General features: G+C 62.1%; 23 protein-coding genes. 18 read left to right on the top strand and 5 right to left on the bottom strand.

Annotated features, from left to right (window positions below):
• Positions 1-148: 148 nt before the first annotated feature.
• The gene (locus P3T42_RS27120) at positions 149-838 is read left to right on the top strand and encodes a hydrolase (protein WP_429307751.1); all 690 of its coding nucleotides are present in this window, start codon (positions 149-151) and stop codon (positions 836-838) included.
• 103 nt (positions 839-941) lie between these two features.
• Here the strand turns inward: P3T42_RS27120 and P3T42_RS27115 are convergent, their stop codons facing one another.
• On the bottom strand, positions 942-1,880 hold the full coding sequence (locus P3T42_RS27115; protein WP_074293781.1) for a LysR family transcriptional regulator: 939 nt from the start codon (positions 1,878-1,880) through the stop codon (positions 942-944).
• A gap of 143 nt (positions 1,881-2,023) precedes the next feature.
• Between P3T42_RS27115 and P3T42_RS27110 the strand changes: the two genes are divergently transcribed.
• The 3 genes from P3T42_RS27110 to P3T42_RS27100 all read left to right on the top strand — a co-directional run bounded on the left by P3T42_RS27110 (position 2,024) and on the right by P3T42_RS27100 (position 5,030).
• Positions 2,024-2,455, top strand: coding sequence for a DoxX family protein (locus tag P3T42_RS27110; RefSeq protein ID WP_429307750.1), 432 nt, complete (start codon positions 2,024-2,026; stop codon positions 2,453-2,455).
• A 27-nt stretch (positions 2,456-2,482) separates the two neighbouring features.
• Positions 2,483-3,382, top strand: coding sequence for a glyoxalase (locus P3T42_RS27105; protein ID WP_429307749.1), 900 nt, complete (start codon positions 2,483-2,485; stop codon positions 3,380-3,382).
• Between the two features lie 100 nt (positions 3,383-3,482).
• A complete protein-coding gene (locus P3T42_RS27100) occupies positions 3,483-5,030 on the top strand; it encodes an alginate export family protein (RefSeq protein WP_429307748.1) in 1,548 nt (515 codons plus the stop codon).
• A gap of 9 nt (positions 5,031-5,039) precedes the next feature.
• On the opposite strand, the gene P3T42_RS27095 is transcribed toward P3T42_RS27100, so the two are convergent.
• Positions 5,040-6,701, bottom strand: coding sequence for an ankyrin repeat domain-containing protein (locus P3T42_RS27095; RefSeq protein WP_429307747.1), 1,662 nt, complete (start codon positions 6,699-6,701; stop codon positions 5,040-5,042).
• A 249-nt stretch (positions 6,702-6,950) separates the two neighbouring features.
• Here P3T42_RS27095 and P3T42_RS27090 point away from each other — a divergent pair, with 249 nt between their 5' ends.
• Genes P3T42_RS27090 through P3T42_RS27080 form a run of 3 tightly spaced genes read left to right on the top strand, consistent with a single transcriptional unit; the run spans position 6,951 to position 8,504 of the window.
• On the top strand, positions 6,951-7,385 hold the full coding sequence (locus tag P3T42_RS27090) for a GNAT family N-acetyltransferase (protein ID WP_429307746.1): 435 nt from the start codon (positions 6,951-6,953) through the stop codon (positions 7,383-7,385).
• Positions 7,386-7,434: 49 nt separating this feature from the next.
• On the top strand, positions 7,435-7,860 hold the full coding sequence (locus P3T42_RS27085; RefSeq protein WP_429307745.1) for a phosphotransferase: 426 nt from the start codon (positions 7,435-7,437) through the stop codon (positions 7,858-7,860).
• A gap of 17 nt (positions 7,861-7,877) precedes the next feature.
• Positions 7,878-8,504 (top strand): hypothetical protein, encoded by a 627-nt coding sequence (locus tag P3T42_RS27080; RefSeq protein ID WP_429307744.1) that lies wholly within the window; start codon positions 7,878-7,880, stop codon positions 8,502-8,504.
• Positions 8,505-8,548: 44 nt separating this feature from the next.
• Here P3T42_RS27080 and P3T42_RS27075 read toward each other — a convergent pair whose 3' ends face one another.
• The gene (locus P3T42_RS27075; protein WP_429307743.1) at positions 8,549-9,463 is read right to left on the bottom strand and encodes a LysR family transcriptional regulator; all 915 of its coding nucleotides are present in this window, start codon (positions 9,461-9,463) and stop codon (positions 8,549-8,551) included.
• 107 nt (positions 9,464-9,570) lie between these two features.
• Between P3T42_RS27075 and P3T42_RS27070 the strand changes: the two genes are divergently transcribed.
• The 5 genes from P3T42_RS27070 to P3T42_RS27050 all read left to right on the top strand — a co-directional run bounded on the left by P3T42_RS27070 (position 9,571) and on the right by P3T42_RS27050 (position 14,174).
• A complete protein-coding gene (locus P3T42_RS27070; RefSeq protein WP_429307742.1) occupies positions 9,571-10,338 on the top strand; it encodes a sulfite exporter TauE/SafE family protein in 768 nt (255 codons plus the stop codon).
• 39 nt (positions 10,339-10,377) lie between these two features.
• Positions 10,378-10,524 (top strand): hypothetical protein, encoded by a 147-nt coding sequence (locus P3T42_RS27065; RefSeq protein WP_429307741.1) that lies wholly within the window; start codon positions 10,378-10,380, stop codon positions 10,522-10,524.
• Between the two features lie 212 nt (positions 10,525-10,736).
• Positions 10,737-11,678 (top strand): aldo/keto reductase, encoded by a 942-nt coding sequence (locus P3T42_RS27060; protein WP_429307740.1) that lies wholly within the window; start codon positions 10,737-10,739, stop codon positions 11,676-11,678.
• 30 nt (positions 11,679-11,708) lie between these two features.
• Positions 11,709-12,092: a nuclear transport factor 2 family protein gene (locus tag P3T42_RS27055; RefSeq protein WP_074293772.1), complete on the top strand. Its 384-nt coding sequence runs from the start codon at positions 11,709-11,711 to the stop codon at positions 12,090-12,092.
• Between the two features lie 87 nt (positions 12,093-12,179).
• Complete coding sequence (locus P3T42_RS27050; protein WP_429307739.1) at positions 12,180-14,174, top strand: S9 family peptidase; 1,995 nt, start codon at positions 12,180-12,182, stop codon at positions 14,172-14,174.
• Positions 14,175-14,209: 35 nt separating this feature from the next.
• On the opposite strand, the gene ampC is transcribed toward P3T42_RS27050, so the two are convergent.
• Positions 14,210-15,379, bottom strand: a complete 1,170-nt coding sequence (gene ampC / locus P3T42_RS27045) for a class C beta-lactamase (RefSeq protein ID WP_429307738.1) — start codon at positions 15,377-15,379, stop codon at positions 14,210-14,212.
• Between the two features lie 233 nt (positions 15,380-15,612).
• Here ampC and P3T42_RS27040 point away from each other — a divergent pair, with 233 nt between their 5' ends.
• Entirely contained in the window at positions 15,613-16,011 is a 399-nt protein-coding gene (locus P3T42_RS27040; RefSeq protein WP_429307737.1) for a hypothetical protein, read from the top strand.
• A 63-nt stretch (positions 16,012-16,074) separates the two neighbouring features.
• On the opposite strand, the gene P3T42_RS27035 is transcribed toward P3T42_RS27040, so the two are convergent.
• Entirely contained in the window at positions 16,075-16,944 is an 870-nt protein-coding gene (locus P3T42_RS27035; protein WP_429307736.1) for a LysR family transcriptional regulator, read from the bottom strand.
• A 205-nt stretch (positions 16,945-17,149) separates the two neighbouring features.
• Between P3T42_RS27035 and P3T42_RS27030 the strand changes: the two genes are divergently transcribed.
• The 5 genes from P3T42_RS27030 to P3T42_RS27010 all read left to right on the top strand — a co-directional run bounded on the left by P3T42_RS27030 (position 17,150) and on the right by P3T42_RS27010 (position 23,027).
• Complete coding sequence (locus tag P3T42_RS27030) at positions 17,150-18,115, top strand: sugar ABC transporter substrate-binding protein (protein WP_074293767.1); 966 nt, start codon at positions 17,150-17,152, stop codon at positions 18,113-18,115.
• A gap of 72 nt (positions 18,116-18,187) precedes the next feature.
• A complete protein-coding gene (locus P3T42_RS27025) occupies positions 18,188-19,822 on the top strand; it encodes a sugar ABC transporter ATP-binding protein (RefSeq protein WP_429307735.1) in 1,635 nt (544 codons plus the stop codon).
• Positions 19,823-19,825: 3 nt separating this feature from the next.
• Positions 19,826-20,827, top strand: a complete 1,002-nt coding sequence (locus P3T42_RS27020; RefSeq protein WP_429307734.1) for an ABC transporter permease — start codon at positions 19,826-19,828, stop codon at positions 20,825-20,827.
• Between the two features lie 37 nt (positions 20,828-20,864).
• Positions 20,865-21,797 (top strand): ribokinase, encoded by a 933-nt coding sequence (gene rbsK / locus P3T42_RS27015; RefSeq protein ID WP_074293764.1) that lies wholly within the window; start codon positions 20,865-20,867, stop codon positions 21,795-21,797.
• Between the two features lie 156 nt (positions 21,798-21,953).
• Positions 21,954-23,027 (top strand): nucleoside hydrolase, encoded by a 1,074-nt coding sequence (locus P3T42_RS27010; RefSeq protein WP_429307733.1) that lies wholly within the window; start codon positions 21,954-21,956, stop codon positions 23,025-23,027.
• Positions 23,028-23,043: the final 16 nt, after the last annotated feature.

Below are 23,043 nucleotides of genomic sequence, written 5' to 3'. Positions count from 1 at the left end.
ACGGCAATTCCGGAAAGTCATCCATTCCATTTCTTCTATGTCAATCGACGGGTTTTCCGTGTCAAATGAACGCCTCAGTGCTTGCCTGACCGGTGCCGCACGAAGGCGGTGCGGCCTTTACTTTCTCGATTCATGGACGAAATGACTCATGAGCAATCCTAAGCTTGAAGTACTGACACCGCAGAATTCGCAGTTGATCTTTATCGATCAACAACCGCAGATGGCATTCGGCGTGCAGTCGATCGATCGTCAGGCGCTGAAGAACAACGTCGTGGGGCTCGCGAAGGCGGCGAAGGTGTTCAACATCCCGACGACCATCACGACGGTCGAGAGCGAGAGCTTCTCGGGCTACACATACCCCGAACTACTCGACGTGTTTCCCGGCGAAAAGGTGCTCGAACGGACCTCGATGAACTCCTGGGACGACCAGAAGGTCAGGGACGCGCTGGCTGGGCACGGTCGCAAGAAGGTGATTGTGGCGGGGCTGTGGACGGAGGTGTGCAACACCACGTTCGCTTTGTCGGCGATGCTCGAGGGCGGCTACGAGATCTACATGGTGGGCGATGCTTCGGGCGGTACTTCGAAGGACGCGCATGACTACGCGATGCAGCGCATGGTGCAGGCGGGCGCCGTGCCGATGAGCTGGCAACAGGTCGTGCTCGAATGGCAGCGCGACTGGGCCCGCCACGAGACGTACGACGCGGTGATGCAACTCGTCAAGGAGCATTCGGGTGCGTATGGCATGGGTGTCGATTACGCTTACACCATGGTCCACAAGGCGCCGCAACGCACGGCGACGCCGTCCGTTGTGCTCGCGCCGGTTCCCGCCGCGAAGTAAGCCCGCTTAGCCTGAAATACGAAACGCTATTCCGGGTGCGTGACGAGAGCGAAGGTGAAGGCCGCAAGCTTTCGCTTTCGCTGAAATCGTCTGAAGTTCAGGTCTAGATCGCATCGGCGGAGGCGGGAACGCCGGTGGCCCACGGGGTGCTCGAGAGTTGCTCGGTCAGGTAATCGAGCAGCACGGTTACCCTTGCCGGTCTCAGAACTCCGGGCGGCGTAAGAAGATTCACGTTGATGCTGGCAATCTGCCACTCGGGCAATACCTCTTCCAGCTCGCCGCGTTCGATCGCGTCCCATACGATGAAGTCCGGTTGCAGTGCAAGGCCCTGTCCGTTGAGCAACGCCGGGACGATCAATTCCGCGTTGTTGCTCCGCATGCGGCCTCGTACCGATGCGGCGTATTCCTCGCCCGACTTGTGACGGAATTTCCATGTCTCCGGCGTGGGCAGATTGGTGTAAAGCAGACAGGTGTGCTGGTTCAGATCGCGGGGATGACTGGGGCGTCCGTGCCGCTCGAGATAGCCCGGGGTGGCGACCAAAGGACGTCGTACGGCGCATAGTCTGCGATAGCGCAGCGATGAGTCTTCAAGCTCGGCGATGCGTATCGCCATGTCGAATCCGCCGGCCACCACGTCGATCATGTGATCGCCGAGGGAAATGTCGACGTCGATTTGCGGATAGCGGTCGAGAAATCCGGGCAGCAAAGGGGCGAGGTACTTCAGGCCGAACGACATGGGTGCGGCAATCCTGACCAACCCTTGTGGCGATAGGGCTTGTGCGGATGCTTCGGCCTCCATGGCTTCAGCTTCGTTCAAGAGCCTTCGAGCGCGGTCGTGGGCGATCTCGCCGAGAGGCGCCAACGAAAGCCTGCGCGATGTGCGATACAGGAGGGGTGTGCCTAAGCGTTGTTCAAGCCGGGCGATGGCCTTCGAGACGGTGGGCTGCGACATACCCAACGACTCCGCCGCTTTGGCGAATGAACCTGTTTCTACAACGCGGGCAAAAATGGCCCAGGCTTCAAAGTCGGGAAGTGTCTGCATGAAGATTCTGGAATGGATGAAATTCCATTCCTTCTATTTGTCGGTTCTGGAAGCTCCCATACTATCGCTGCACTAAACAGAATGCACGTAGTCGAGACAAAGGATGGCGTATGCAACGCTCTGCGGTGCGGCAGCATAGAGGCATGAGTGACAATCCGCCATGGGTGGCGGCGCTTCTCGACCAGCCATGGATGCTGCCGCTGCTGCGCCTTGCGCTGGTATCGGCCTACTTGATCGGTGGCGTGACAAAGCTCGTGAATTTTCATGGAGCGGTCATGGAGCAGGAACATTTTGGACTGCATCCGGGTGCGCTATGGGCCGTGCTGGCGATCCTCGTCGAATTGTTCGGATCGGCCTGTGTGATCGCGAATCGTTGGGTCTGGTTCGGTGCAGGCGGGCTTGGATGCCTGACCGCTGTCGCGATGTATGTCGCAAATGACTTCTGGAATCTCGCGGGACAAGCACGCTTCATTGCCTTGAACAATTTTTTTGAGCATCTTGGGCTGATCGCTGCATTCGCCATGGCAACGTGGACGGTAAGCAGTAAGCAACGCTCCGGAAGCGACCGTTTGTAGAATCCACTTCGAAAGGACTTCATCACTATGCGCAAGCTTTGTTCCGTCGTTCTGACCATGCTGGCCGCCGGTCTGTTTGCGGGAGCGTTGCCGGCTTCAGCTGGACAGCCGGCCAGTCCGGATCTCTCGGTCGGTCCTCAATACGACACCACGCACGTCTACGTGGCGCCGGAGGATTTCGACAAATTCACCGACAGCCTTGTGGCGACATTCGGCGGCCACAAATCGCCGCAGGGCGTGTTCCAGGTGACGCCTACGCCGAGCCAGACCATGTCGCAGCTCGTCTTTACGCCCGCCGGCACGCTGTCGGTGTTCGGCTTCAAGACGCCGATTCCTTATCCGTTCGGTGACGAGCGTACGGGCTACCTGGTGACCGACATGGACGCCGCGGTCAAGTCCGCCAAGGCGCATGGCGCGGACGTGACGGTCGCAACCTTTCCCGATCCGATCGGCCGCGACGTGATTGTCGAGTGGCCCGGCGGCGTGCACATGCAGTTGTACTGGCATACCAAACCGCCCAAATATGACGCGCTGGAGACGGTTCCGGAGAACCGCGTCTATGTGTCGCCCGAGCGAGCCGATGCGTTGGTGCGCAACTTCCTGGCGTTTTCGCATGGCAAGGTGGTCTCGGACGATCGCAAGGCTCCGGGTGTCGAAATCGGCCGGCCGGACGATACCTATCGCCGCATTCGTCTCACGTCGGGTTTCGGAAACATGACCGTGCTGGTAACAGATGGGCATTTGCCCTATCCGTTCGGCCGCGAAATGACGGGCTACGAGGTTAGCGACCTGGCCGGTACGCTGCAAAAGGCGCAGGCCGCAGGGGTAACGGTATTGGTGCCGGCATTCTCGTCCGACAAGCGCGAAGCGGCCCTGGTGCAGTTCCCCGGCGGTTACATCGCTGAGATCCACGCGTTGACGCAATAGGCAGAACCGGAGCCTGAACGCACGCTACTGCCGCTCATGGCACGGTCGGCGAGTGTGTTCAGGCCGGAATTAAAGCGTGCTGTCTCGTCTCAGGAAAATTATGCAGTCCGAAGGTAATGTGCCGGCGGAGAATACCGGCTACGTGGACACGTTTGGCTCTGTGGCGGTCCTGGGAGGGCGATCCGTGGCGTTGCGGCTGAAACGACGTCTCCGGCGTACTGACGCTATTGAACCCATCGTTCGGCTCATTCTGACGGTAGGCTTTGCGCTCGGATTGAGCGATAGTGCGATCGCCGATTCGGCCGGCCCCGCTGCGTCGGATGTCGTACCCGCATGTACGGTCAAAAGGCCGGCGGTCAACTTCAATCGATGGCAGGAAGATTGGTCGGTTCTGGCGAACCCATGCGTGCCGGCCGAACCGCTGGATGGCCTCAAGTACATCCCGCTCGGGAGCCCCGGCTCATGGTTGTCGCTGGGCGCCAATCTGCGGGAACGTGTCGAAGTCAACGATGCGCCGCTCTTTGGTATTGGAGCGGGGCATTCGAATACCTATCTGATCCAGCGTGCGGAGGTGAATGCCGATGCGCATATCGATCAGCATTGGCAGTTCTTCGTTCAATTGGAAGACGCACGAGCCTATGGCAAGGACAACGTTTCACCCGTCGATAAGAATCCGCTCGATCTCGAGCAGGCGTTTGCCGCATGGGTGAGTCCGCTTGGAGGCGGCACCGTGAAGGTCAGAGTGGGGCGTCAGGAGATGGCGTTTGACTTGCAGCGCTTTATCGCGGTGCGCGATGGTCCGAACGTACGCCAGGCGTTCGACGGAATCTGGGCAGACTACGAGTTCCGGAAGTGGCGTTTCATAGGTTACGCAACCCAGCCGGTGCAAAACCGCGACGTGTCGACGTTCGACGACGTCTCGAACCGCCGCCTCACGTTTAGCGGCGTGCGCTTCGAGCATCAGGAGACAGGGCCCGGCGATCTCTCCGGCTACTATTCGCGCTACAACCGGACTCACGCCAGTTTCCTTGATGCTTCCGGCACCGAGCACCGCGATATCTACGACCTCCGGTACACCGGCAAGACCGGCCGTGCCGACTGGGATGTCGAGTCGATGTATCAGTCAGGGCATGTCGGTGTGGATACGATTGGCGCCTGGGCCGTGGGTTCGCTGGCCGGCTACACGTTTGACACGGCGTGGTCACCACGGCTCGGCCTTCAGATCGACGCCGCGTCCGGCGACCGGCATCCGGGCGACGGCCGTGTCGAGACCTTCAATCCGTTGTTCCCGAACGGCTATTACTTCACCCTGGCGGGGTACACCGGATACTCGAATCTCGTGCATATCAAGCCGTCGATTACGCTCAAACCATCCAGCCGCCTGACCTTGCTCGGCGCGCTGGGATTCCAGTGGCGCGAGACGACAGGGGATGCCGTTTATCAGCAAGGCAATGCGGTGGTGCCGGGCACGGCGGGCCATGGAAGCTTATGGACCGGCATGTATGTACAGCTTCGAGCCGATTGGACCATTGCCTCCAACCTGGTCGGTTCGGTCGAAGCTGTGCATTTCCAGGTGGGCGATTCCATCCGTAACCTTGGTGGCCGGAACGCCGATTACGTTGGAACCGAACTCAAATATGGATGGTAGTTCTACGAACTATTTAGCGGTTACGCCGCCGCCGGCCAGTAAGACTTCCGTCACTTCCTCGGAAAACCGCGTGGGCCGGCCTTCGATGAGCAACCGTTGCGGGTTTGACGGATCCTGTTCCACCTTGGGCAGTCCGTGAGCCATGAGCGCGCGAGCGCAACCGGTCCAGTCGGGATTCTCCGGCCCGGTTGGCTCGTTGACGGAGGCCCAGGACAGCGTACCGAGGACGTTGTCTCCGAAGCCTTGCGTCTCACGCCAGCTCGCGCCATGAGCGAGCAGAAACGCCGCTAGTTCCGCGTCGCCACTGAAGACGGCGTGGTTGAGCGCTGAGGCGTCCCAGTCGCCTCCACGCGCATCGATGGGCCAGCCGAGTTCGACCATGACCTTGACCGCAGCACGGGATCCCCAAGCTGCGGTGTCGGGCAGTAGCCGAAGCCGGTCCTCCGGCAGTGAGCCTGGCAGGTCGGGATGTCGTGCCTGAATGCGTCGCGCCTCGCTCGCGTCGGCGCGGGCGCAAGCCGCCACGAACTCATCGTCCGCGGTGAGCTTCTCCTCCGCTCCGTAGGTGCGAAGGAGCGCTACGACCTCCGGTAGGCCGACCTGCGTCGCTAGCCGCCAGGCACTGACGCCGTCCGCTGTCTGTGCTTTGGGATCGGCACCGGCCGCCAGCAGTGCGGCAATATGGCGAGGCGATCTGCGCACAGCGATCGCACGCAGCAACGGCGCTCCCCAGGTTTTCGTGGGTCCTTCTCCGGCCGGCTCGTTAGCGTCGCCGCCATGAGCCAGCAGCAGTTCGAGGGCGGTGGGGTCCGGCATATCGAGCGCTCGCCGTAATGCATTCGTACCGGCAACGCGCGCGCCGTGGCGGAGCAGCAAGCGCGTGCAGTCCGGGTTTTCCAGCGAGTGATAGAGCGATTCACCGTCGTTGGGGTCGGCGCCGGCCTTCAGAAGCAGCTCGGTGAGCGCCGGATCGCGGATCACGCCAGCGGCGCCGTAGAGGGCGGATAGCGGCTCCATCTCGTCGGGGGTTGCGAGCGAAGTCGGCGGTAACCGGTTGCCGATATGCTGGTTGGGATTGGCTCCGGCTTGCAGGAGATGTTGCGCGCATTCGCGTAGCTGAGTGGTGAACTCCGGCAGTTGTCCCAGGCACGAGTGGGTTACGGCGACAAGCGGCGGCAGGTTCAGCGGTCCGCCTGCGCGGTGGAGCCAATCGGGATCGGCTGTCATGGTCCGGGACACTGTCTCGAGATGGCCCGCTGCGCAGGCGACGTAGGCGTCGGTTGCGATAAGGTCGGGGTGGTTGTGCAGCAGTTGAACGGCGACGCGTGGGCGTGCTGCGAGATAGGTACCGGTGACGTCGCCGCCGTAGGCGAGGCCAAGCCAGCGGCGTATCAGCACAGCCTGTTCGTGATGCGCGAGGCCGCTTGCCTCGACATGCACGCTGAGTTCTGCCCAGGAAGGAAAGCCATACTCGCGGGCGATGCAGGATTGCGCATCGTGCAGGCGAAGTTGAAGCGCTACTACTTCACTCTCGGTACGGTGCGCAGCAGCGGGAAGATGATGGATGAAGCGCGCGATGGCTGCTGCGTCGCCGTTGCGGTAAAGGCGCAACAACTCCTTCGCTTGCTTCTTCAGATGGTCAAGATTGGCCTTGGGAGGCAGCTTGTTCATGACGGATCCTCGTGCATTGGATGGCTGAAGGTCCGCAATACCGCCAGCACAAAGGATGGGGAAAGATCTGACGCACTGCAACAGGTGGGTTCAACCCTTTCCGCGGACCCGGAAGCGGCCTGCACCGCTAGCTTCGATGCTATGCGATGGTGGGTGAGGGCGTCAACCTGGCCGATTTCGGCCTGTCGACCTTGTGCCCTGATTCATTGACAATGGCTGTTCAAGACAAACCACCGAACAGCTATGCCCATGCTAAATGTCACGCTGCGCCCGGCCAACGAGTCCGACTGGGACTTCTTATGCGTCGTTCAGGAAACGTGCATGAGGGAATACGCCGAACGCACCTGGGGTAATTGGATACCCGAACCACGGGGCAATTTTCGACCGGAAATCCATCAGATCATTGAATGCGATGGAGTCGAGATGGGTTGCATCGCATTGATCGATGAGGCGGACGCTTTGATGCTGGAAAAGCTCTATATACTTCCGAGTCATCAAAGGCGCGGCATTGGTACGTTGTTGCTAGGCCGTGTTATCGAGCGTGCTCACGCTAGTGGGAAACCGATCCGCTTGCGTGTTCTTCGTGTCAACCCCGCCCGGCAACTCTATGAGAGAAACGGATTCAAAGTAGATCGCTCAACCGACGAAAGGTATTTCATGTCCTACGCGGCGCCGAGGCTGTAGCGACGGGATCGCATCGAACGAGCGCGTCGCGCAAACTCGGAGCAAGTGCTTGTCTTCTGATCACGGTCACCATGATCCCGGGCCGAACAACACCGTCTTTCGGAACGGCCTGCCGGTGGCCTTCATCGATTTCGATTTCGCCGCGCCTGGAGGGATTCTCGAGGACGTGGGCTATATGGCCTGGACCTGGTGTGTCTCCTCGAAACCCGAACGGGGTTCTGTCGAGCTGCAGGCTGCCCAGTTGCGGGTACTTGCGGATGCGTATGGTTTGGCTCGTCAGGATCGCCAGGGGCTCGTGGCTGCGATGATCCAGCGTCAGTCGCAAAACATCGCATTCTGGAGTGAGCGAATTGATGCCTTCGAGGGTCCCCCGACAAACGCCGCGGAAATTCAGGAGCGTGTCGATTGGTCCCGGCGTGAAATGGACTTCACCAAGGCGCATAGCGAGCTGTTCCTGGAAGCGATTGGAGTTTAATCGTTTGGGAGTCAACTGTGACCAAGCCGCAACCCGCTATCTATCATCTCACCTATCTCGTCGGCGAATTGCTCATGGTCGCATGGGCCGCGTCCGTACAGCGAGCCAACGCATTCAATTCTGAAACCAAAGCGAAGGATCGCCCTTCGACAAGCCAGTTCCGTCAGGATCTTTTGGCCTTCGCGGAACAGAACCTGCTGCCGCATTACGTCAACGGATGCACAGAGGAACAACATCTGCAGAACCTGCTCCGGCTATGCGAGCATGGCACGCGAATCGGCGGCACGCTGTTCGACAAGCACGGATACCGGCTGGGTATCGCCCAGAAGTTCTTCAATCTGTCTCTCAAGTCGTTGTGGTCCGTGGGTCTGATTGCCGAGCCGCCCCATTGCCCGGTGGACCGCCTGATCATCGAGCGGACGTCCGGTCAGGTCGAAATCAACTGGACCGAAATCACCTCGGTCGACGAGTACCTGCTTGCAATACGCGCTCTGAAGAAGGAGGCGGCGTCGCAACAACTCTCGCTCGCAGAGTGGGAGCTACGCTATTACGCCCGCCGGAACCCGCTCAAACTTGATCTCGTCCGCCTCATTGATGCCCGGCGCGAGGATGAACCGGAGAGCGTCGTCGCGTCGGCGTCGTAGAGGACGGCAGGACGGGGGCGTTGCGAACATCCATTCGCCGGCATTCAGGGTGAAGGTGCCGTTGACCGCAGCGGCTGCGCGGCGCTTTCCATCAACTGCTGCGCGAGCAGACTGGCATGCGGTGTCAGCGCAGCAAAATTGCGCGCGCAAAGATGAAGCCGCCTCGCCGTCCACGATTCCGAAAGCGGCGAGATCACGAGTCCCGGCCGACGCAACATGTCGATCGATGCCTCGGACAGAATCGCGATGCCGTTGCCCGCTTCGACCAGCATCGCCACATTCTCGATACTGCGCATCTGGATACGATAGTTGAGCTGACGACCGAGACGCGAGGCGCGATCCGCCAGATGCGTCTCCAATGCCGCGTCCGAAAGTCCGATAAAAGCCTCGTCCAGAATCTCCGCGAACGATACGGGCATCCCGGTGACCACGGGATGCGAACGGTTAGCCACGACCACGAGCTGATCCTGTGCAATCAAATGCGTCTGCAGGGCCGCGAGGTCTGCGATGTCGGCGACGATGCCGAGATCCGCTCGCCCCTCCGCCAACGCCTTGACGATCTCCGGGCTAGGCCGTTCTTCGAGGTCAATCGACAGATCAGGGTAGCTCGCGAGGAAACGGTTGAGCTGCTGCGGCAGAAAAGCGGCCAATGCGGCGGTGTTGGATAGCAGCCTGATGCGCCCCTTCAGACCCGTCGCGTACGTTCGCAATTCGCCGCGCATCTGTTCGACCTGGCCGAGGATCAGGCGGGCATGCCGGACCAGCGCCACGCCTGCCGCCGTCGCACGCACGCCGCGGCGGTTGCGCTCCAGCAGCGGCGCACCCAATGCCGTCTCCATGCCTGCGATACGCTCGCTGACCGAGGCCAGCGCCAGGTGCATGACCCGCGCGCCCCGTGTGAGGCTGCCGTGCTCAACCACCGCCAGGAAAAGCCGCAGGTCGGTCAGATCGAAACGCATGCGTTACCGCTCCTCGATGCCGTCATCGCTATCCTTCGGTTTCGCCGAAGTCCAGCATGGGGAATGCCAGATTGTAGGCATACAGCGGGGCCGCTAGGATGACTCCCATGCATCCTCATTTTCTCATCTTTGGCGCGGGAATACTGGCTGGCGCGATGAATGCGCTGGCAGGCGGCGGTTCGTTCGTCAGCCTGCCGGCGCTCATCGCCGCAGGTGTGCCACCGGTTCAGGCGAATGCTTCGAGCACGGTGGCGCTGTTTCCGGGCGGCGTGGCCAGTGCATGGGCGTATCGCGATGGGATCGGACCGGTGGGTTCCGTGACGATGCGCGCGTTGCTGGTTGCGACGTTGTGCGGCGGATTTCTCGGTGGGATCCTGTTGCTGTGGACTTCGTCGGCGGCCTTCTCTTTCGCACTCCCCTGGCTGCTCCTGTTCGCGAGTGTTGCGCTGGCTTTCGGCCGCCGACTCGGCGAAGCGCTGCGCAGTCGCCGGCACTTGCCAGGGTCTGCGGTGCTGGCGATTCAGTTTGCCCTCGGTTTGTATGGCGGTTATTTCGGCGGGGCGGTCGGCATCATGATGATCGCGATGTGGGGGCTGATTGACGGGCGCGATCTCAAGCGTTTGAACGCGCCCCGAACGCTGCTCGTCAGTGTGGCGAATGCCAGTGCGGTTCTCACCTTCATCGTGGCTCGCGCGGTGCATTGGCCCGAAACGCTGGTGATGCTGATTGCGGCGATCATCGGCGGTTATGGCGGCGCGCAAATCGGCCGACGCGCGCCGCCCCAAATGATCCGGGTGGGTACGTTGACGTTGACCTTCTGCGTCACGCTGGTGTTCTTCGCGCGAACTTACGCTCCGGCGATATTGCACCGATGACCGAGGCGCTATGCGCGCGCGTCAGCCTGTGAGGAAGCCATGATGTCAGCCCTGCTCGAGACGATCGGCGCGCTTGCACTGCTCGGCAGCTTCGCCGCGCACCTTTCTCCGTATCGGACAGCACGGGGCAAGCGTATCGCGCTGCGCCTCAAACTGCTGCTTGCGAAGTTTTACCGCCGCTTGTAAGCCGTTCATTTGCTACACTGGGTCGAGAAGCAGACCTGTTTGGTGCTCGGTTTGACCCTGATGGCGACGGCTGAGCAGCAAATCAGCGCGACTCGCTTTGACGGCTTCACTTTCCGCACATTCAACACCAACCCGGCCTGAGAGAAGGAATTCTTGCAGGCCCCGGCGCCGATCCTTCGTCGCCGGGCATGAACGATTGCGGAGGTGTCGCCATGATTGAGTCTTCCGATTTCCGGAGTAAAAAGATCATGCTGAATCACGGAGGCGGCCGTATGCCCGCGCTCGGATTCGGCACGCTGATTCCCGATGCAGCTACGACCCTCCGCGCTACCCGAGAAGCGCTGGAAGCTGGCTATCGACACTTCGATTGCGCCGAGCGATACCGGAACGAGCGCGAGGTCGGCGAAGCGCTGCAGACAGGGCTTCCTGCCGCAGGGGTCGCACGCGAAGACATTTTCATGACCACCAAGTTGTGGAACTCCAATCATCGGCCCGAGCGTGTCCAACCGGCTTTCGAGGCAAGTCTTGAAAGGCTCGGACTCGACTATCTCGATCTCTATCTGATACACACGCCGTTTGCATTTCAACCGGGCGATGAGCAGGACCCACGCGATGACAACGGTCAGGTCATTTACGACCAAGGTGTGACGCTGCTGGACACGTGGCGAGCGATGGAAGCGCTCGTCGACCAGGGAAGATGCCGGGCTATCGGACTGTCCGACATCGGCCTGGACGATTTGCAGCCTCTCTATGAGTCGGCCCGAATCAAGCCGGCGGCGGTGCAGGTCGAGGCCCATCCGTATCTTCCGGAAACCGAACTGCTGGAATTCTGCAAAGAGAAAGACATCGTGTTTTTGGCCTTTGCGCCATTGGGTCACGGAATCAGGCCGGGGCCGCTTGAGGATCCCGTTATCGCGCAGATTGCCGCGCGAACCGGCAAGACAACAGCACAGGTATTGCTGGCCTGGGCGATCCAGCGGGGTGGGGCTTTACTCACCACGCCGAAGACTGCGGATCGCGCGCGCGAGAATTTCGACATCGCCGCGCTGCCGGCTGACGCATTCGACGAGATCAACCGGATTGAGACGAGGCAGCGGTTCAACGAAGTGGTCAAGACGGGCAGCCCCGGGTTTATTCCGCGACGTGCGCAATAGACAGATGTCAACGCTATCCGGAGGCACTCCATGCAGGACGAAACAATCCGTGAGGCGCTGAATGCGCACTGGCAGGCATCGGCGGCCGGCGATCTCGACGCAGAACACGATATCTACGATGACGATGCTATCTGCGACTATCCCCAATCAGGCGAACGAATCCTCGGGCGGAAGAATTTGCAGGCACTGCGAGGTCATCATCCAGATAAGCCATCGGGTTTCGATGTCAGGCGCATTCAAGGTGACGGTAATCTCTGGGTCACGGAATACACCATCGCTTATAAGGGACAAGCGGCTTACACCGTCAGCGTGATGGAGTTTCGCAACGGCAAGGTCGTGCACGAGACGCAGTATTTTTCGGAGCCCTTTGAAGCACCGGCCTGGCGGAGTCAATGGGTTCGGAAGATCGCGTGATGGGGCGAAATTTGGCCATCTGGACGGGTTGAATGCGAGAGGGCGATAGGTCATGATTCATTCCCTACCCCTCATCTCCCGCTCCCCATGAATTCCACCCCTTCCATTTCCCCGTCGCAAGCAGGCTCGCCCACTTACGCTGCATTCGGTAGCTGGAAATCGCCGGTGACCGCCCAACTGGTCGTCGGCGAATCGCTGCGGCTCGGACAACCTCGCATCGGCAGCGCGGGGATCGTCTGGACCGAGGGACGTCCGCAGGAAAAGGGCCGGCATGCAATCGTCCGGTTTCGCGCCGACGGCGAAATCGAAGAACTGACCGCCGCACCGTTCGACGCGGCCTCGCGCGTGCACGAGTACGGCGGGGGCGCCCTGGCGGTGACGGCACTGGGCGTGTTCTTCGTCAACTTCAAGGACCAACAGGTCTATGCGGTCGACCCATCCGGCCAGCCGAAAGCGGTGACACAGACCGAGGGCCTTCGCTATGCGGATCTGATCGCCGATCCGGTCCGTGGGCGGTTGATCGGCGTGTGCGAGGACCACCGCGCAGGCAGTCATGAGCCGGTGAATACACTCGTGAGCATCGATCTGGCAAGCGGAGCGACCGAAACGATCGCAGAGGGTCACGACTTCTTTGCCTCGCCCTGCCTGAGTCCCGATGGAACGCATCTCGCATGGTTGACCTGGGACCATCCGAACATGCCATGGGACGGCACGGAACTGTGGGTGGCGGAGATTGCGGCCAACGGTGCGATCGGGACGCCGCGCCGGATTGCCGGCGGCCATACCGAGTCGCTGTTTCAACCCGTTTGGTCGCCGGCTGGCGATCTGTATGTCGTCTCAGACCGTAGCGGCTGGTGGAATCTGTATCGGGTGCGCGTCGGCGCATCCACGGCTGCGAGCACCAACAGCGACACCGCGCTCGAAGCCCTTCATCCGATGGACGCCGAATTCGGCAAGCCCCAGTGGGTCTTCGGGATGACAACCTATGGCTTCGCGGCAGACGGCCGCATCGTATGTCTTTACGAGCAGGATGGCGTCGCGCACCTGGCGGCATGCGATCCGTCGAGCGGTGCGTTCGCCGACATTCCGACGCCATACAGCACGATGCGCGACCTGCAGGTCGAGGGCGAACGGGCGGTGTTCGTCGGCAGTTCGCCGACCTCAGGCGAAGCGATCGTCGAACTCGATCTGCGCACGCACACCTGCCGCGTACTGCGCCAATCGGGCGGCGCCGCGGTGGATGCGCGCTACGTATCGATTGCCGAGCCGATCCGCTTCCCGACGGAAGGCGGTCTGCATGCGCATGCATTCTTCTATCCGCCGGCCAATCCCGACTTCAAGGGCCCCGAGGGCACATTGCCGCCGCTGATCGTGATTGCCCACGGCGGTCCGACCTCGTCGACGCATTCCGGATTCCGCTTACCGATCCAGTACTGGACCAGTCGCGGCTTTGCCGTTGTCGACGTGGACTACGGCGGCAGCAGCGGACACGGCCGGGCGTACCGTCAACGTCTGGATGGCCAATGGGGCGTCACCGACGTCAACGACGCGATCAATGCAGCGCGGTACCTGATCGAGCAAGGGCGCGTGAATCAGGACGCGCTCGCAGTGCGCGGCGGCAGTGCCGGCGGTTATCTGGTGCTGTGCGCGTTGGCGTTCCACGATTTCTTCAAGGCGGGCGCGAGCTACTACGGCGTGGGCGACCTCGAAGCGCTGATGAAGGACACGCACAAGTTCGAGTCGCGTTACATGATTCGGCTGGTGGGCCCGTATCCGGAAGAGCAAGCCCTTTATCAGGCGCGCTCGCCCATTCATTTCGTGGAGCAGATGTCGAGCGCCATGATCCTGTTCCAGGGCGCAGAGGACAAGGTCGTGCCGCCGAACCAGGCCGAATCGATCTATCAGGTGGTCCGCACGAAAGGCCTGCCGGTGGCCCACGTGCTGTATGAGGGGGAAGGGCACGGCTTCAGGCGAGCCGAAACCATCACCCATTCGCTGGAAGCCGAGTTGTACTTCTACGGCAAGATTTTCGGTTTCGAACCGGCGGACACGATCGAACCGGTGGTGATCGAAAACATCTGAGGTTCAGGATGGTTCAATAAATCGTCCCTCATCGATCAATGCTCGCTGTCGGCCAGCGACGTGAGAATCCTGTACGCAGCGGTGACCCGTTGATCGATGGGGAAGTTTTTGTTGGCGAGGATGACGATCCCTATCCGCTTCTGCGGAACGAAGGCGATGTAAGCGCCGAAGCCGTTGGTCGAGCCGGTCTTGTTGATCCAGACGTCTTCTCGCGGAGCCTGCGGTGGCGTGATTGGCGTGACCGGTGTTGCGTCGAAAATCATCGCCGGCGAGTTGCCGTCCTGCAGCGTCTTCAAGGTGACCGGATACGGGTATTGTTCCCATATCAGGTCCTGCGTCATGGGCCCTGCCTTGAAGTAGCCGGTGTGGGTCTCCGTAACCGCGCGCTGAAGCTTTGGGGTCAACGGGAGCAGATTCATGTTGGCTTCGAGGAAGCGGGTCATGTCGGCAGCGGTCGTCCGGACGCCATAGGCTTCGGACCACAGCACGCCTGGCGCCATCCTGATCGGCGCGCCGTCTTTCGTGTAGCCCTCGGCGTAGTCAGGCAATTTTGCGGCGGGAATGTCGATGTAGCTGCTCTTCATGCCGAGCGCGGGAAACAGTTGATGCTGCATCAGCGCGCTGAAGTCCTGCCCCATGCTCTTTGCCGTGATCAGCCCGAGTGCGCCGATGCCCGGATTGGCGTAAGTCCGATACGTGCCCGGCGCATAGGTGGGCCGCCATGCCCGGAAATACTGCAGCAACTGATCGTCGTTATGGATATTGTCCGGCACCTGCAACGGCAGTCCTCCGGGCGTGTGCGTGCCCAGAGTGAGCAGGCTCACATTGCCGAACGGACTGTGCTGCAGAGACGGGAGGAACTTGCCCGTCGGGTCGGACAAGGACAGATAGCCGCTTACCTGCGCATAGGACGCCAGCGTCGCCGTCAACGTTTTGCTGACGGAGCCGAGTTCAAACAAGGTATCGTCCGTGACGGGCTTTCTGGTCTCCTTCGACGCCACACCATAGTTGAACACGTAGTGCCGGTCGCCGATGACGACGCCAACCGCCATGCCCGGCACATTGTTCCCGGCCATCACCGGCTGGATGATGCGGGTCACTGCGGTTCTGATCGCGTCTTGCTGATCGTCCGCCGCGTGGCTGACCGGCGTGATCGCGCATGCAAAGGCAGTCGCCGCCATGAGGCTTAGGGTTTTTCGAGTCATCTGCCGGAGTCCTTCAAAGCACGAGTTCGCAGGCCGATACGGCTGCAAACGAGGTAAGGACGGAGTATCTCCGCTCTCCGGCTAGTCGACTATCGAGGATATCTAGGCTCGGGCAAAAGAAATTCTTTCGGATAGGCCTAACTGGGGACAGTTGGCGCCGAAGAGCCGGTCATTGACACGTCCAGGCGTGGCTGGCAAATTGAGTCAGTGATACCAAGGAAGTGTGAAACGCGATGGAAAATAACGGACTGCCCGATACGAAGCGCTGGCTGGAGGGACTGGTTCTGGCAGGCGAGGCCGCTCTCGCGGCGGCTGAAAATTGCCCTGGCGTGAGCGACCCGGAAAGCGAGGTCGCAATGCTGGTGACGTCGCAGAGCGAGGTGGTTCGCGGTGAAGTCGTCAGGTTTCGCGCGAAGCTGGAATCGCTTAGCCCAGTCAAGCCGGTCGAGAAGAAGTTCGCTGTGACCTTCGACAAGCGGTACTGGAAGCAGGGCACCTTCGTGTATCCCTTGCACGTGTTTCTCGACCCCGAACACAAGTTCTCGGCACAGCAGGTCCAGCAGATTCAGGCGCTCAAGATCGGCGAGACGATCGATCTTGCCGACGGCCGGACGGTTCAGCGCCAGGTATAGCAGGCGCGTCGGGAGTCGCATCGCGGTTGCGCATGCCGTCGCGTGACTGGGGCACTAAAAACCCTACCGGAAAATCTCGGCAATCAGATTCGCCACGGTCCGTATCCGCTCGCTATCGCGCAGGGCGGGATGCAGCACCATCCACACGTCCTGATCGAGCGCCTTGATGTGCCGCTCGACACAAACCAGATCGCTCGTCGTGTCGCCCGCGAGCTGGGCGAGCACGCCGAGGCCGGAACCGCCCAGCACCCCATCGAATACGCCCATGCCGTAGCTGCTGCGCAGCGAGGGCGCCGGCGCACCCGGCAGCGTCTTCAGCCATTGCGTAGCCGGGTGATCCGGCTGCCGGTCGTCATAGCCGACAAACGACAGCTTGTCCCATTCCTTGCGCGTGATCGCCGCCTTGTGGCGCAGATAGTAGTCGCGCGAGCCGAACAGCCCGAAGCGGATCCGGCCTATGCGCCGGACATACAGGTCGCCCGCGTCGGGACATTCCGACCACAGCGCGATGTCCGCTTCGCGTCTTGCGAGGCTATAAGGCCGTCGCGACGTCAGCACTTCGATGGCGAGTCCGGGCAGCCGCTCCTGGAACGAGCCGAGCAGTTTCAGCAGAATGTAGGACGGCCATTCGACGGCGTTGATCCGCACCGTGCCGTGCGGGCCGCCGCCGGTTACGTCCGCGGCGCGTTCGATCCGGTGGGCGAGGTCTTCCATCTGCTCGGCCCAGGCCAGCACCCGGGCGCCGAAAGCCGTCACGGTACAGCCCGACGGCACCCGGTCGATGAGCGGCTCGCCCAGCCGCCGCTCGAGCTCGGTCAGGCGGCGCGACAGGGTCGGCGCGCTCAAGTCGCAAGCCGCGGCGGCGGCGCGCATGGTGCCGCCACGCGTGATCGCCACCAGAATCCTCAGGTCGTCCCAGTCCACATGTTCCATTTTTGAAACGCTCGATTTTGAAATTTGGCATAGCATAACCGGGATCGCGAGGATAGGATTGAAGCCAGTCATACTTGTCCCAGCATCTGGCGAAGCCGCTTGACGGTTTCATCAAGGCAGCCGGAGGCAAGCGTGGCATCCCGACCCATCACACGACTCACCGGCTATCAGTACGTAGACCGAAAGAGCGATACGGAGACATCTAATGAACCGCCATTTCCAACCGGCGCGGCGTCGCGCTATCGTCGTCGGCGCTGCCCTCTTCGCAGCGTCGCTTCTGCCCATGCCCGCCGCATTCGCCCAGACTGCCCACAAGCCGAAGGTCGCGCTCGTGATGAAGTCGTTGGCGAACGAGTTTTTCCTCACCATGGAAACCGGCGCAAAGGACTATCAGAAGCAGAACCCCGACAAGTTCGACCTGATCACGAACGGTATCAAGGACGAAACGGACACGGCTAACCAGATTCGTATCGTCGAGCAGATGATCGTGTCGAAGGTCGACGCCCTGGTGATCGCACCGGCCGATTCCAAGGCACTGGTGCCGGTGCTCAAGAAGGCGGTGGATGCGGGCATTATCGTGGTCAACATCGACAACCAGCTGGACCGGGACGTGCTCAAGTCGAAGGACCTGAACATTCCGTTCGTCGGCCCGGATAACGCCAAGGGCGCGCAAAAGGTGGGTGACTACCTGGCCAAGCACCTGAAGGCGGGCGATAACGTCGCCATTATCGAAGGCGTCTCGACCACCACCAACGCGCAGCAACGCACGGCCGGCTTCAAGCAGTCCATGGCGGCCGGCGGCATGAAGGTTGTCTCGCTGCAATCGGGCGAGTGGGAAATCGACAAGGGCAACGCGGTCGCGGGCCAGATCCTCAATGCCAACCCGGACGTCAAGGCGCTGCTGTGCGGCAACGACAACATGGCGATCGGCGCGGTCTCGGCGGTACGTGCGGCGGGCAAGGCCGGCAAGATCCAGGTGGTGGGCTATGACGACATCAGCGCGATCAAGCCGATGCTCGCCGACGGCCGCGTCCTCGCCACAGCGGATCAGTACGCCGCGAAACAGGCGGTGTTCGGTATCGACACGGCGCTGAAGGCCATCGCCGAACACAAGAAGCAGTCGGAATTGTCGGGCGTCGTCGAAACGCCTGTCGATCTGGTCACCAAGTAAGACCGGCACCACGCGTGGCTCGCTCCTGCAGGGAGCCACGCTTCCTGATCTCCGTCCGGCTTTGTCAATGTGATGTCCACCCCCATCCTATCCCTTGTTGATGCCCCACCCGTGTTGTGGGTGGAGGGCATCGGCAAGACCTACGCCGAACCCGTGCTCGCCGATATCTCGCTGGACCTGCGCGCCGGCGAAGTGCTGGCGCTGACCGGCGAGAACGGCGCGGGCAAGAGCACGTTGTCGAAGATCGTCGGCGGTCTGGTCACGCCGACCACCGGCTCGATGACGCTGGCCGGCGCAGCTTACGCGCCCGCCAGCCGCAAGGACGCCGAAGCGCTCGGCGTACGCATGGTCATGCAGGAGCTCAACCTGCTGCCGACCCTCTCGGTGGCCGAGAACCTGTTTCTAAACCGTTTGCCGCAGCGCGGCGTGTTCGGCTGGATCGACCGCGCCAAACTCCGCGAGGACGCGCGGCATGCCATGGCGCAAGTCGGGCTCGACGCGATCCATCCCGACACGCTGGTGGGCACCCTCGGCATCGGCCATCAGCAGATGGTGGAGATCGCGCGCAATCTGATCGGCGATTGCCGCGTGCTGATCCTCGACGAGCCCACCGCGATGCTCACCGCCCGCGAGGTGGATCTGCTGTTCGAGCAGGTCGAGCGGCTGCAGGCGCGCGGCGTCGCGCTGGTGTACATCTCGCATCGCCTCGAAGAACTGAAGCGGATCGCGAAGCGCGCTGCCGTGCTGCGCGACGGCCGTCTCGTGCATGTCGACGAAATGGCGAACCTCTCGGCCGACCGTCTCGTAACGTTGATGGTGGGCCGCGATATCGGCGAGCGAATCGATCTCGGCGAGCGCCGTATTGGCAGCGTGGCGCTGAAGGTCGCGGGGATGACCCGCGCGCCGGCCGTGCGCGATGTCTCCTTCGAGGTCAAGGCCGGCGAGATCTTCGGCATCAGCGGCCTGATCGGAGCAGGTCGTACGGAGCTGATGCGGCTTATCTACGGCGCGGATCGTGCGGATGCCGGTACGGTGTCCATCGCCTATGGCGGCGGCGCGCTCGAGCCGGTGAAGATCGCGTCGCCCTCGGACGCGGTGCAGAACGGCGTCGCGCTGATCACCGAAGATCGTAAAGGCGAAGGCCTCCTGCTCACCCAGCCGATTGCCGCCAATATCTCGCTCGGCCATCTGCGCGCGGTGTCGAAACACGGCGTGGTGGATGCCGCGCGCGAGGCGGCGCTGGCGGGCCAACAGATCGACGCCATGCGGATTCGCTGCGCGGGCCCGGCGCAGACGGTGTCGGAGCTGTCGGGCGGCAACCAGCAGAAGGTGGTGATCGGCCGCTGGCTCGCGCGCGATTGCACCGTGCTGCTGTTCGACGAGCCCACGCGCGGCATCGACGTTGGCGCCAAGTTCGACATCTATGGCCTGATGGGCGCGCTGGCGCGGGAAGGCCGCGCGTTGGTGGTGGTGTCGAGCGATCTGCGCGAGTTGATGTCGATTTGCGACCGGATCGGCGTGATGTCGGCGGGACGCATGACGGGCGTGTTCGAGCGCGGCGCCTGGACACAGGACGCGCTGCTCGCGGCAGCATTCGCGGGCTACACCCAACGCGACGAACTGCTGCACGAGCCGATCGAACCCGACGCGCGCGTGCCCGACGAACGGCCCGGCAACAAGCCCGACGAAAAATCAGTGGAGTATTGAAGCATGACCGCACCCACCAGCCTGCCTACGCTGCAGAACGAACCGCCCAAAGACACGAAGCCGATCGGCACACGCCTTGGCTTCTCGAACTATCTCGGCCTGCTCGGCGCGCTCCTCGGCATGATTGTGCTGTTCTCGCTGCTGAGCTCGCACTTCCTGACCTACGACACCTTCAGCACGATCGCGAACCAGATCCCCGATCTCGTCGTGATGTCGATCGGCATGACCTTTGTCCTGATCATCGCGGGCATCGACCTGTCGGTTGGCTCCGTGCTGGCGCTCGGCGCGGCGCTCACCAGCGTCGCGGCCTTGCAGTGGCATTGGCCGGCCTTGCCCTCCGCCCTGCTCGGCATGGCGGGCGCCACGCTGACGGGCTGCGTGACGGGCGCGATTACGGTGGCGTGGCGGATTCCGTCGTTCATCGTGTCGCTCGGCGTGCTCGAAGCGGCTCGCGGCGTCGCGTATCAATTGACGAACTCGCGCACGGCCTACATCGGCGATGCGTTCGATTTCCTCTCCAACCCGATTGCGTTCGGCATTTCGCCCGCGTTCCTGATTGCGATTGCGGTGATGGTCGCCGCTCAACTCGTGCTGACCCGTACGGTCTTCGGCCGCTATCTGGTGGGCATCGGCACGAATGAGGAAGCGGTGCGTCTCGCGGGCGTCAACCCGCGGCCCTATAAGATTGCGGTATTCGCGATGATGGGTCTGCTCGCCGGTCTCGCTTCGCTGTTCCAGATCTCGCGGCTCGAAGCGGCGGATCCGAACGCCGGGTCGGGCATCGAATTGCAGGTGATTGCGGCGGTCGTGATCGGCGGCACGAGTCTGATGGGCGGGCGCGGTTCCGTCACCAGCACCTTTTTCGGCGTGCTGATCATCTCGGTGCTGGCCGCGGGTCTCGCCCAGATTGGGGCGACCGAGCCGACCAAGCGCATTATTACGGGTGCCGTGATTGTCGTGGCCGTCGTGCTGGATACCTATCGAAGCCGGCGCCGCGCCGCATAATTCGACCATTCGGTGAATGGCCGGCAGGAGAATATGAATGTCGAAAGAAGCCAAGCAGGGCCGGGTACTCGTGGTGGGTAGCATCAATACCGATCTGGTCGCCCGTTCCCCGCATTTGCCGCGGCCTGGCGAGACCATCGGCGGTCATGAGTTCTCGCAGGTCGCAGGCGGCAAGGGCGGCAACCAGGCGGTGGCGGCCGCGCGCATCGGTGCGCGCGTGGCCATGGTCGGTTGCGTGGGCAAGGATGCGAACGGGACCCAGCGGGTCAAGGATCTGGAAGCGGAGGGCATCGACTGCGCCGGTATCGAGGTCGACCCGGCGCAGCCGACCGGCGTGGCCATGGTGACGGTATCGGACGATGGGCAGAACACCATCGTCGTGGTCGCGGGCAGTAACGGCTCACTGACGCCCGAAGGCGTCGCACGCCACGAGGCGGCGATCAAGGCCTGCGATGTGGTGGTCTGCCAACTGGAAACGCCCTGGGATTCAGTCCACGCGGCGCTCGCGCTGGCCCGGCGACTGGGCAAGATCACGGTGCTGAACCCGGCGCCCGCAACCGGCCCGCTGCCTGCGGAATGGCTGCCCTTGATCGATTTCCTCGTTCCGAACGAGGTCGAGGCCGCGATCCTCGCCGGTCTGCCGGTCGAATCGCAAAGCGGCGCGAGAAGGGCGGCGACGGAGTTGCAACGCGGCGGCGCGCGCAACGTGATCGTCACGCTCGGTGCGCAAGGCGCCTATCTGTTGCTGGAAGGCGGCGAGGGCACGCATTTTCCGGCGCCGCAGGTGCGGGCGGTCGATACGACAGCGGCCGGCGATACCTTCATTGGGGTGTTTGCCGCGCAGCTCGCCGCGCGGCAGCCGCTGGAAGGCGCGATCAGCCTCGCGCAACGGGCGGCGTCGATTTCGGTGACGCGCGCCGGCGCGCAGCCGTCGATCCCGACTCGTGCGGAAGTCGACCGCGCAGCTTGAACCGGACGCCTGTTGTGACATGAGGTCGTCCGGCTTGCCACGCTGAGTGGCTCGACGTTGCATTGCCGGCACCCTCGCCAGAGGGTGTTTTCCTGGTTAATCGCGGTCTCTGCTTGAGGGTGAAACATGAAATCACAATATATAGGCATCCTTATTATGTCGGCGGCTCTTGCCGGATGTGGCGGCAGCGTCTCGGTGACCGATCCGCTCGCCACCGCGCCGAAGGTCATCATCGACTCGGACTTCAACACCATGGGCGACGACGGTCAGCTTTTCGCCATGACCACGCAGTTGATGGGCGAAGGTAAGGTCAACCTGCTCGGGCTGTGCGTCGTGACGGGCAACGACTGGCTGATCCAGGAAGAAGCGGATGCGCTCAAGGCCGTGGAGCGCATGGGGGTGCAGAACGTAGTGGGCGTCTACGGCGGGGCCGACTATCCGTTGCAGTACAACCTTGCGAGTATTCGCGCTCAGCAGGCGGCCAATCCGCAAGGCTATTTCGGTGCGTGGAGCCGGCCGGAACCGACGGAGCAGTCCCAGCTTGTTGCGCCCTCGGACGGTTTCGCGGTGTCGACGAAACTGCAGGCGCAAAGCGCGGCGGATTTCATGATCCAGACCATCAAGCGCTATCCGAATCAGGTCACCATTCTGGAGGTCGGACCGCCGACCAATCTCGCCACAGCCATCATGAAGGCGCCGGAGATCGTGCCGCTGATCAAGCAGATCGTCTATATGGGCGGGGCGATGGCCGTGCCGGGCAATGCCAATGCCGTGGCGGAACTGAACTGGTGGTTTGACCCGCTCGCCGTCCGCACGGTTTTGCAGACTACGATTCCGCAGAGCGACATTCCGCTCGACGTGACCAATACCGTGCCGCTCACGCAGACGGTGTACGACGAAATCGTCAACAACCCCAACAAGCAGACTGCGGTGACGAAGGCGTACGCCGTCGCCAATGCAGGTGCGTTTGCCGAGAACACCGATCTGTACGATACGTTGACGATCGCGTATTTCATGGACCCCACCTATGCGACGCAAACGAAAAGCGCTTACCTAGATATCGACACCACGGCCGGCGAGGACCAGGGGCATGTGACGGTGTACCCCGATCAACCTGCATCAGGCGCTTCGCCGCAGAAGATCACCTACGTGACGCAGTTCGACAACAACCGGTTCTTCAGTCTCTACGTCGACCTGCTCACGCGTCCTGTGCCGATTACGCTGCCGTAATGGCAAACGTAGCCGA

Origin of the sequence: Paraburkholderia sp. GAS38, from assembly GCF_050434965.1 — a bacterium.
Classification (GTDB): Bacteria; Pseudomonadota; Gammaproteobacteria; order Burkholderiales; family Burkholderiaceae; genus Paraburkholderia; species Paraburkholderia phenazinium_A.
Note: the sequence above shows the minus strand (reverse complement) of the source record. Positions and strands in the feature narration are given on the sequence as shown.

What these genes read in the sequence shown, in the direction of transcription:
- P3T42_RS27120 (WP_429307751.1), top strand. Translation starts at nt 149, where the DNA reads ATGAGCAATCCTAAGCTTGAAGTACTGACACCGCAGAATTCGCAGTTG.
- P3T42_RS27115 (WP_074293781.1), bottom strand. Translation starts at nt 1,880, where the DNA reads ATGCAGACACTTCCCGACTTTGAAGCCTGGGCCATTTTTGCCCGCGTT.
- P3T42_RS27110 (WP_429307750.1), top strand. Translation starts at nt 2,024, where the DNA reads ATGAGTGACAATCCGCCATGGGTGGCGGCGCTTCTCGACCAGCCATGG.
- P3T42_RS27105 (WP_429307749.1), top strand. Translation starts at nt 2,483, where the DNA reads ATGCGCAAGCTTTGTTCCGTCGTTCTGACCATGCTGGCCGCCGGTCTG.
- P3T42_RS27100 (WP_429307748.1), top strand. Translation starts at nt 3,483, where the DNA reads ATGCAGTCCGAAGGTAATGTGCCGGCGGAGAATACCGGCTACGTGGAC.
- P3T42_RS27095 (WP_429307747.1), bottom strand. Translation starts at nt 6,701, where the DNA reads ATGAACAAGCTGCCTCCCAAGGCCAATCTTGACCATCTGAAGAAGCAA.
- P3T42_RS27090 (WP_429307746.1), top strand. Translation starts at nt 6,951, where the DNA reads ATGCTAAATGTCACGCTGCGCCCGGCCAACGAGTCCGACTGGGACTTC.
- P3T42_RS27075 (WP_429307743.1), bottom strand. Translation starts at nt 9,463, where the DNA reads ATGCGTTTCGATCTGACCGACCTGCGGCTTTTCCTGGCGGTGGTTGAG.
- P3T42_RS27070 (WP_429307742.1), top strand. Translation starts at nt 9,571, where the DNA reads ATGCATCCTCATTTTCTCATCTTTGGCGCGGGAATACTGGCTGGCGCG.
- P3T42_RS27065 (WP_429307741.1), top strand. Translation starts at nt 10,378, where the DNA reads ATGATGTCAGCCCTGCTCGAGACGATCGGCGCGCTTGCACTGCTCGGC.
- P3T42_RS27060 (WP_429307740.1), top strand. Translation starts at nt 10,737, where the DNA reads ATGATTGAGTCTTCCGATTTCCGGAGTAAAAAGATCATGCTGAATCAC.
- P3T42_RS27055 (WP_074293772.1), top strand. Translation starts at nt 11,709, where the DNA reads ATGCAGGACGAAACAATCCGTGAGGCGCTGAATGCGCACTGGCAGGCA.
- P3T42_RS27050 (WP_429307739.1), top strand. Translation starts at nt 12,180, where the DNA reads ATGAATTCCACCCCTTCCATTTCCCCGTCGCAAGCAGGCTCGCCCACT.
- ampC (WP_429307738.1), bottom strand. Translation starts at nt 15,379, where the DNA reads ATGACTCGAAAAACCCTAAGCCTCATGGCGGCGACTGCCTTTGCATGC.
- P3T42_RS27040 (WP_429307737.1), top strand. Translation starts at nt 15,613, where the DNA reads ATGGAAAATAACGGACTGCCCGATACGAAGCGCTGGCTGGAGGGACTG.
- P3T42_RS27035 (WP_429307736.1), bottom strand. Translation starts at nt 16,944, where the DNA reads ATGGAACATGTGGACTGGGACGACCTGAGGATTCTGGTGGCGATCACG.
- P3T42_RS27030 (WP_074293767.1), top strand. Translation starts at nt 17,150, where the DNA reads ATGAACCGCCATTTCCAACCGGCGCGGCGTCGCGCTATCGTCGTCGGC.
- P3T42_RS27025 (WP_429307735.1), top strand. Translation starts at nt 18,188, where the DNA reads ATGTCCACCCCCATCCTATCCCTTGTTGATGCCCCACCCGTGTTGTGG.
- P3T42_RS27020 (WP_429307734.1), top strand. Translation starts at nt 19,826, where the DNA reads ATGACCGCACCCACCAGCCTGCCTACGCTGCAGAACGAACCGCCCAAA.
- rbsK (WP_074293764.1), top strand. Translation starts at nt 20,865, where the DNA reads ATGTCGAAAGAAGCCAAGCAGGGCCGGGTACTCGTGGTGGGTAGCATC.
- P3T42_RS27010 (WP_429307733.1), top strand. Translation starts at nt 21,954, where the DNA reads ATGTCGGCGGCTCTTGCCGGATGTGGCGGCAGCGTCTCGGTGACCGAT.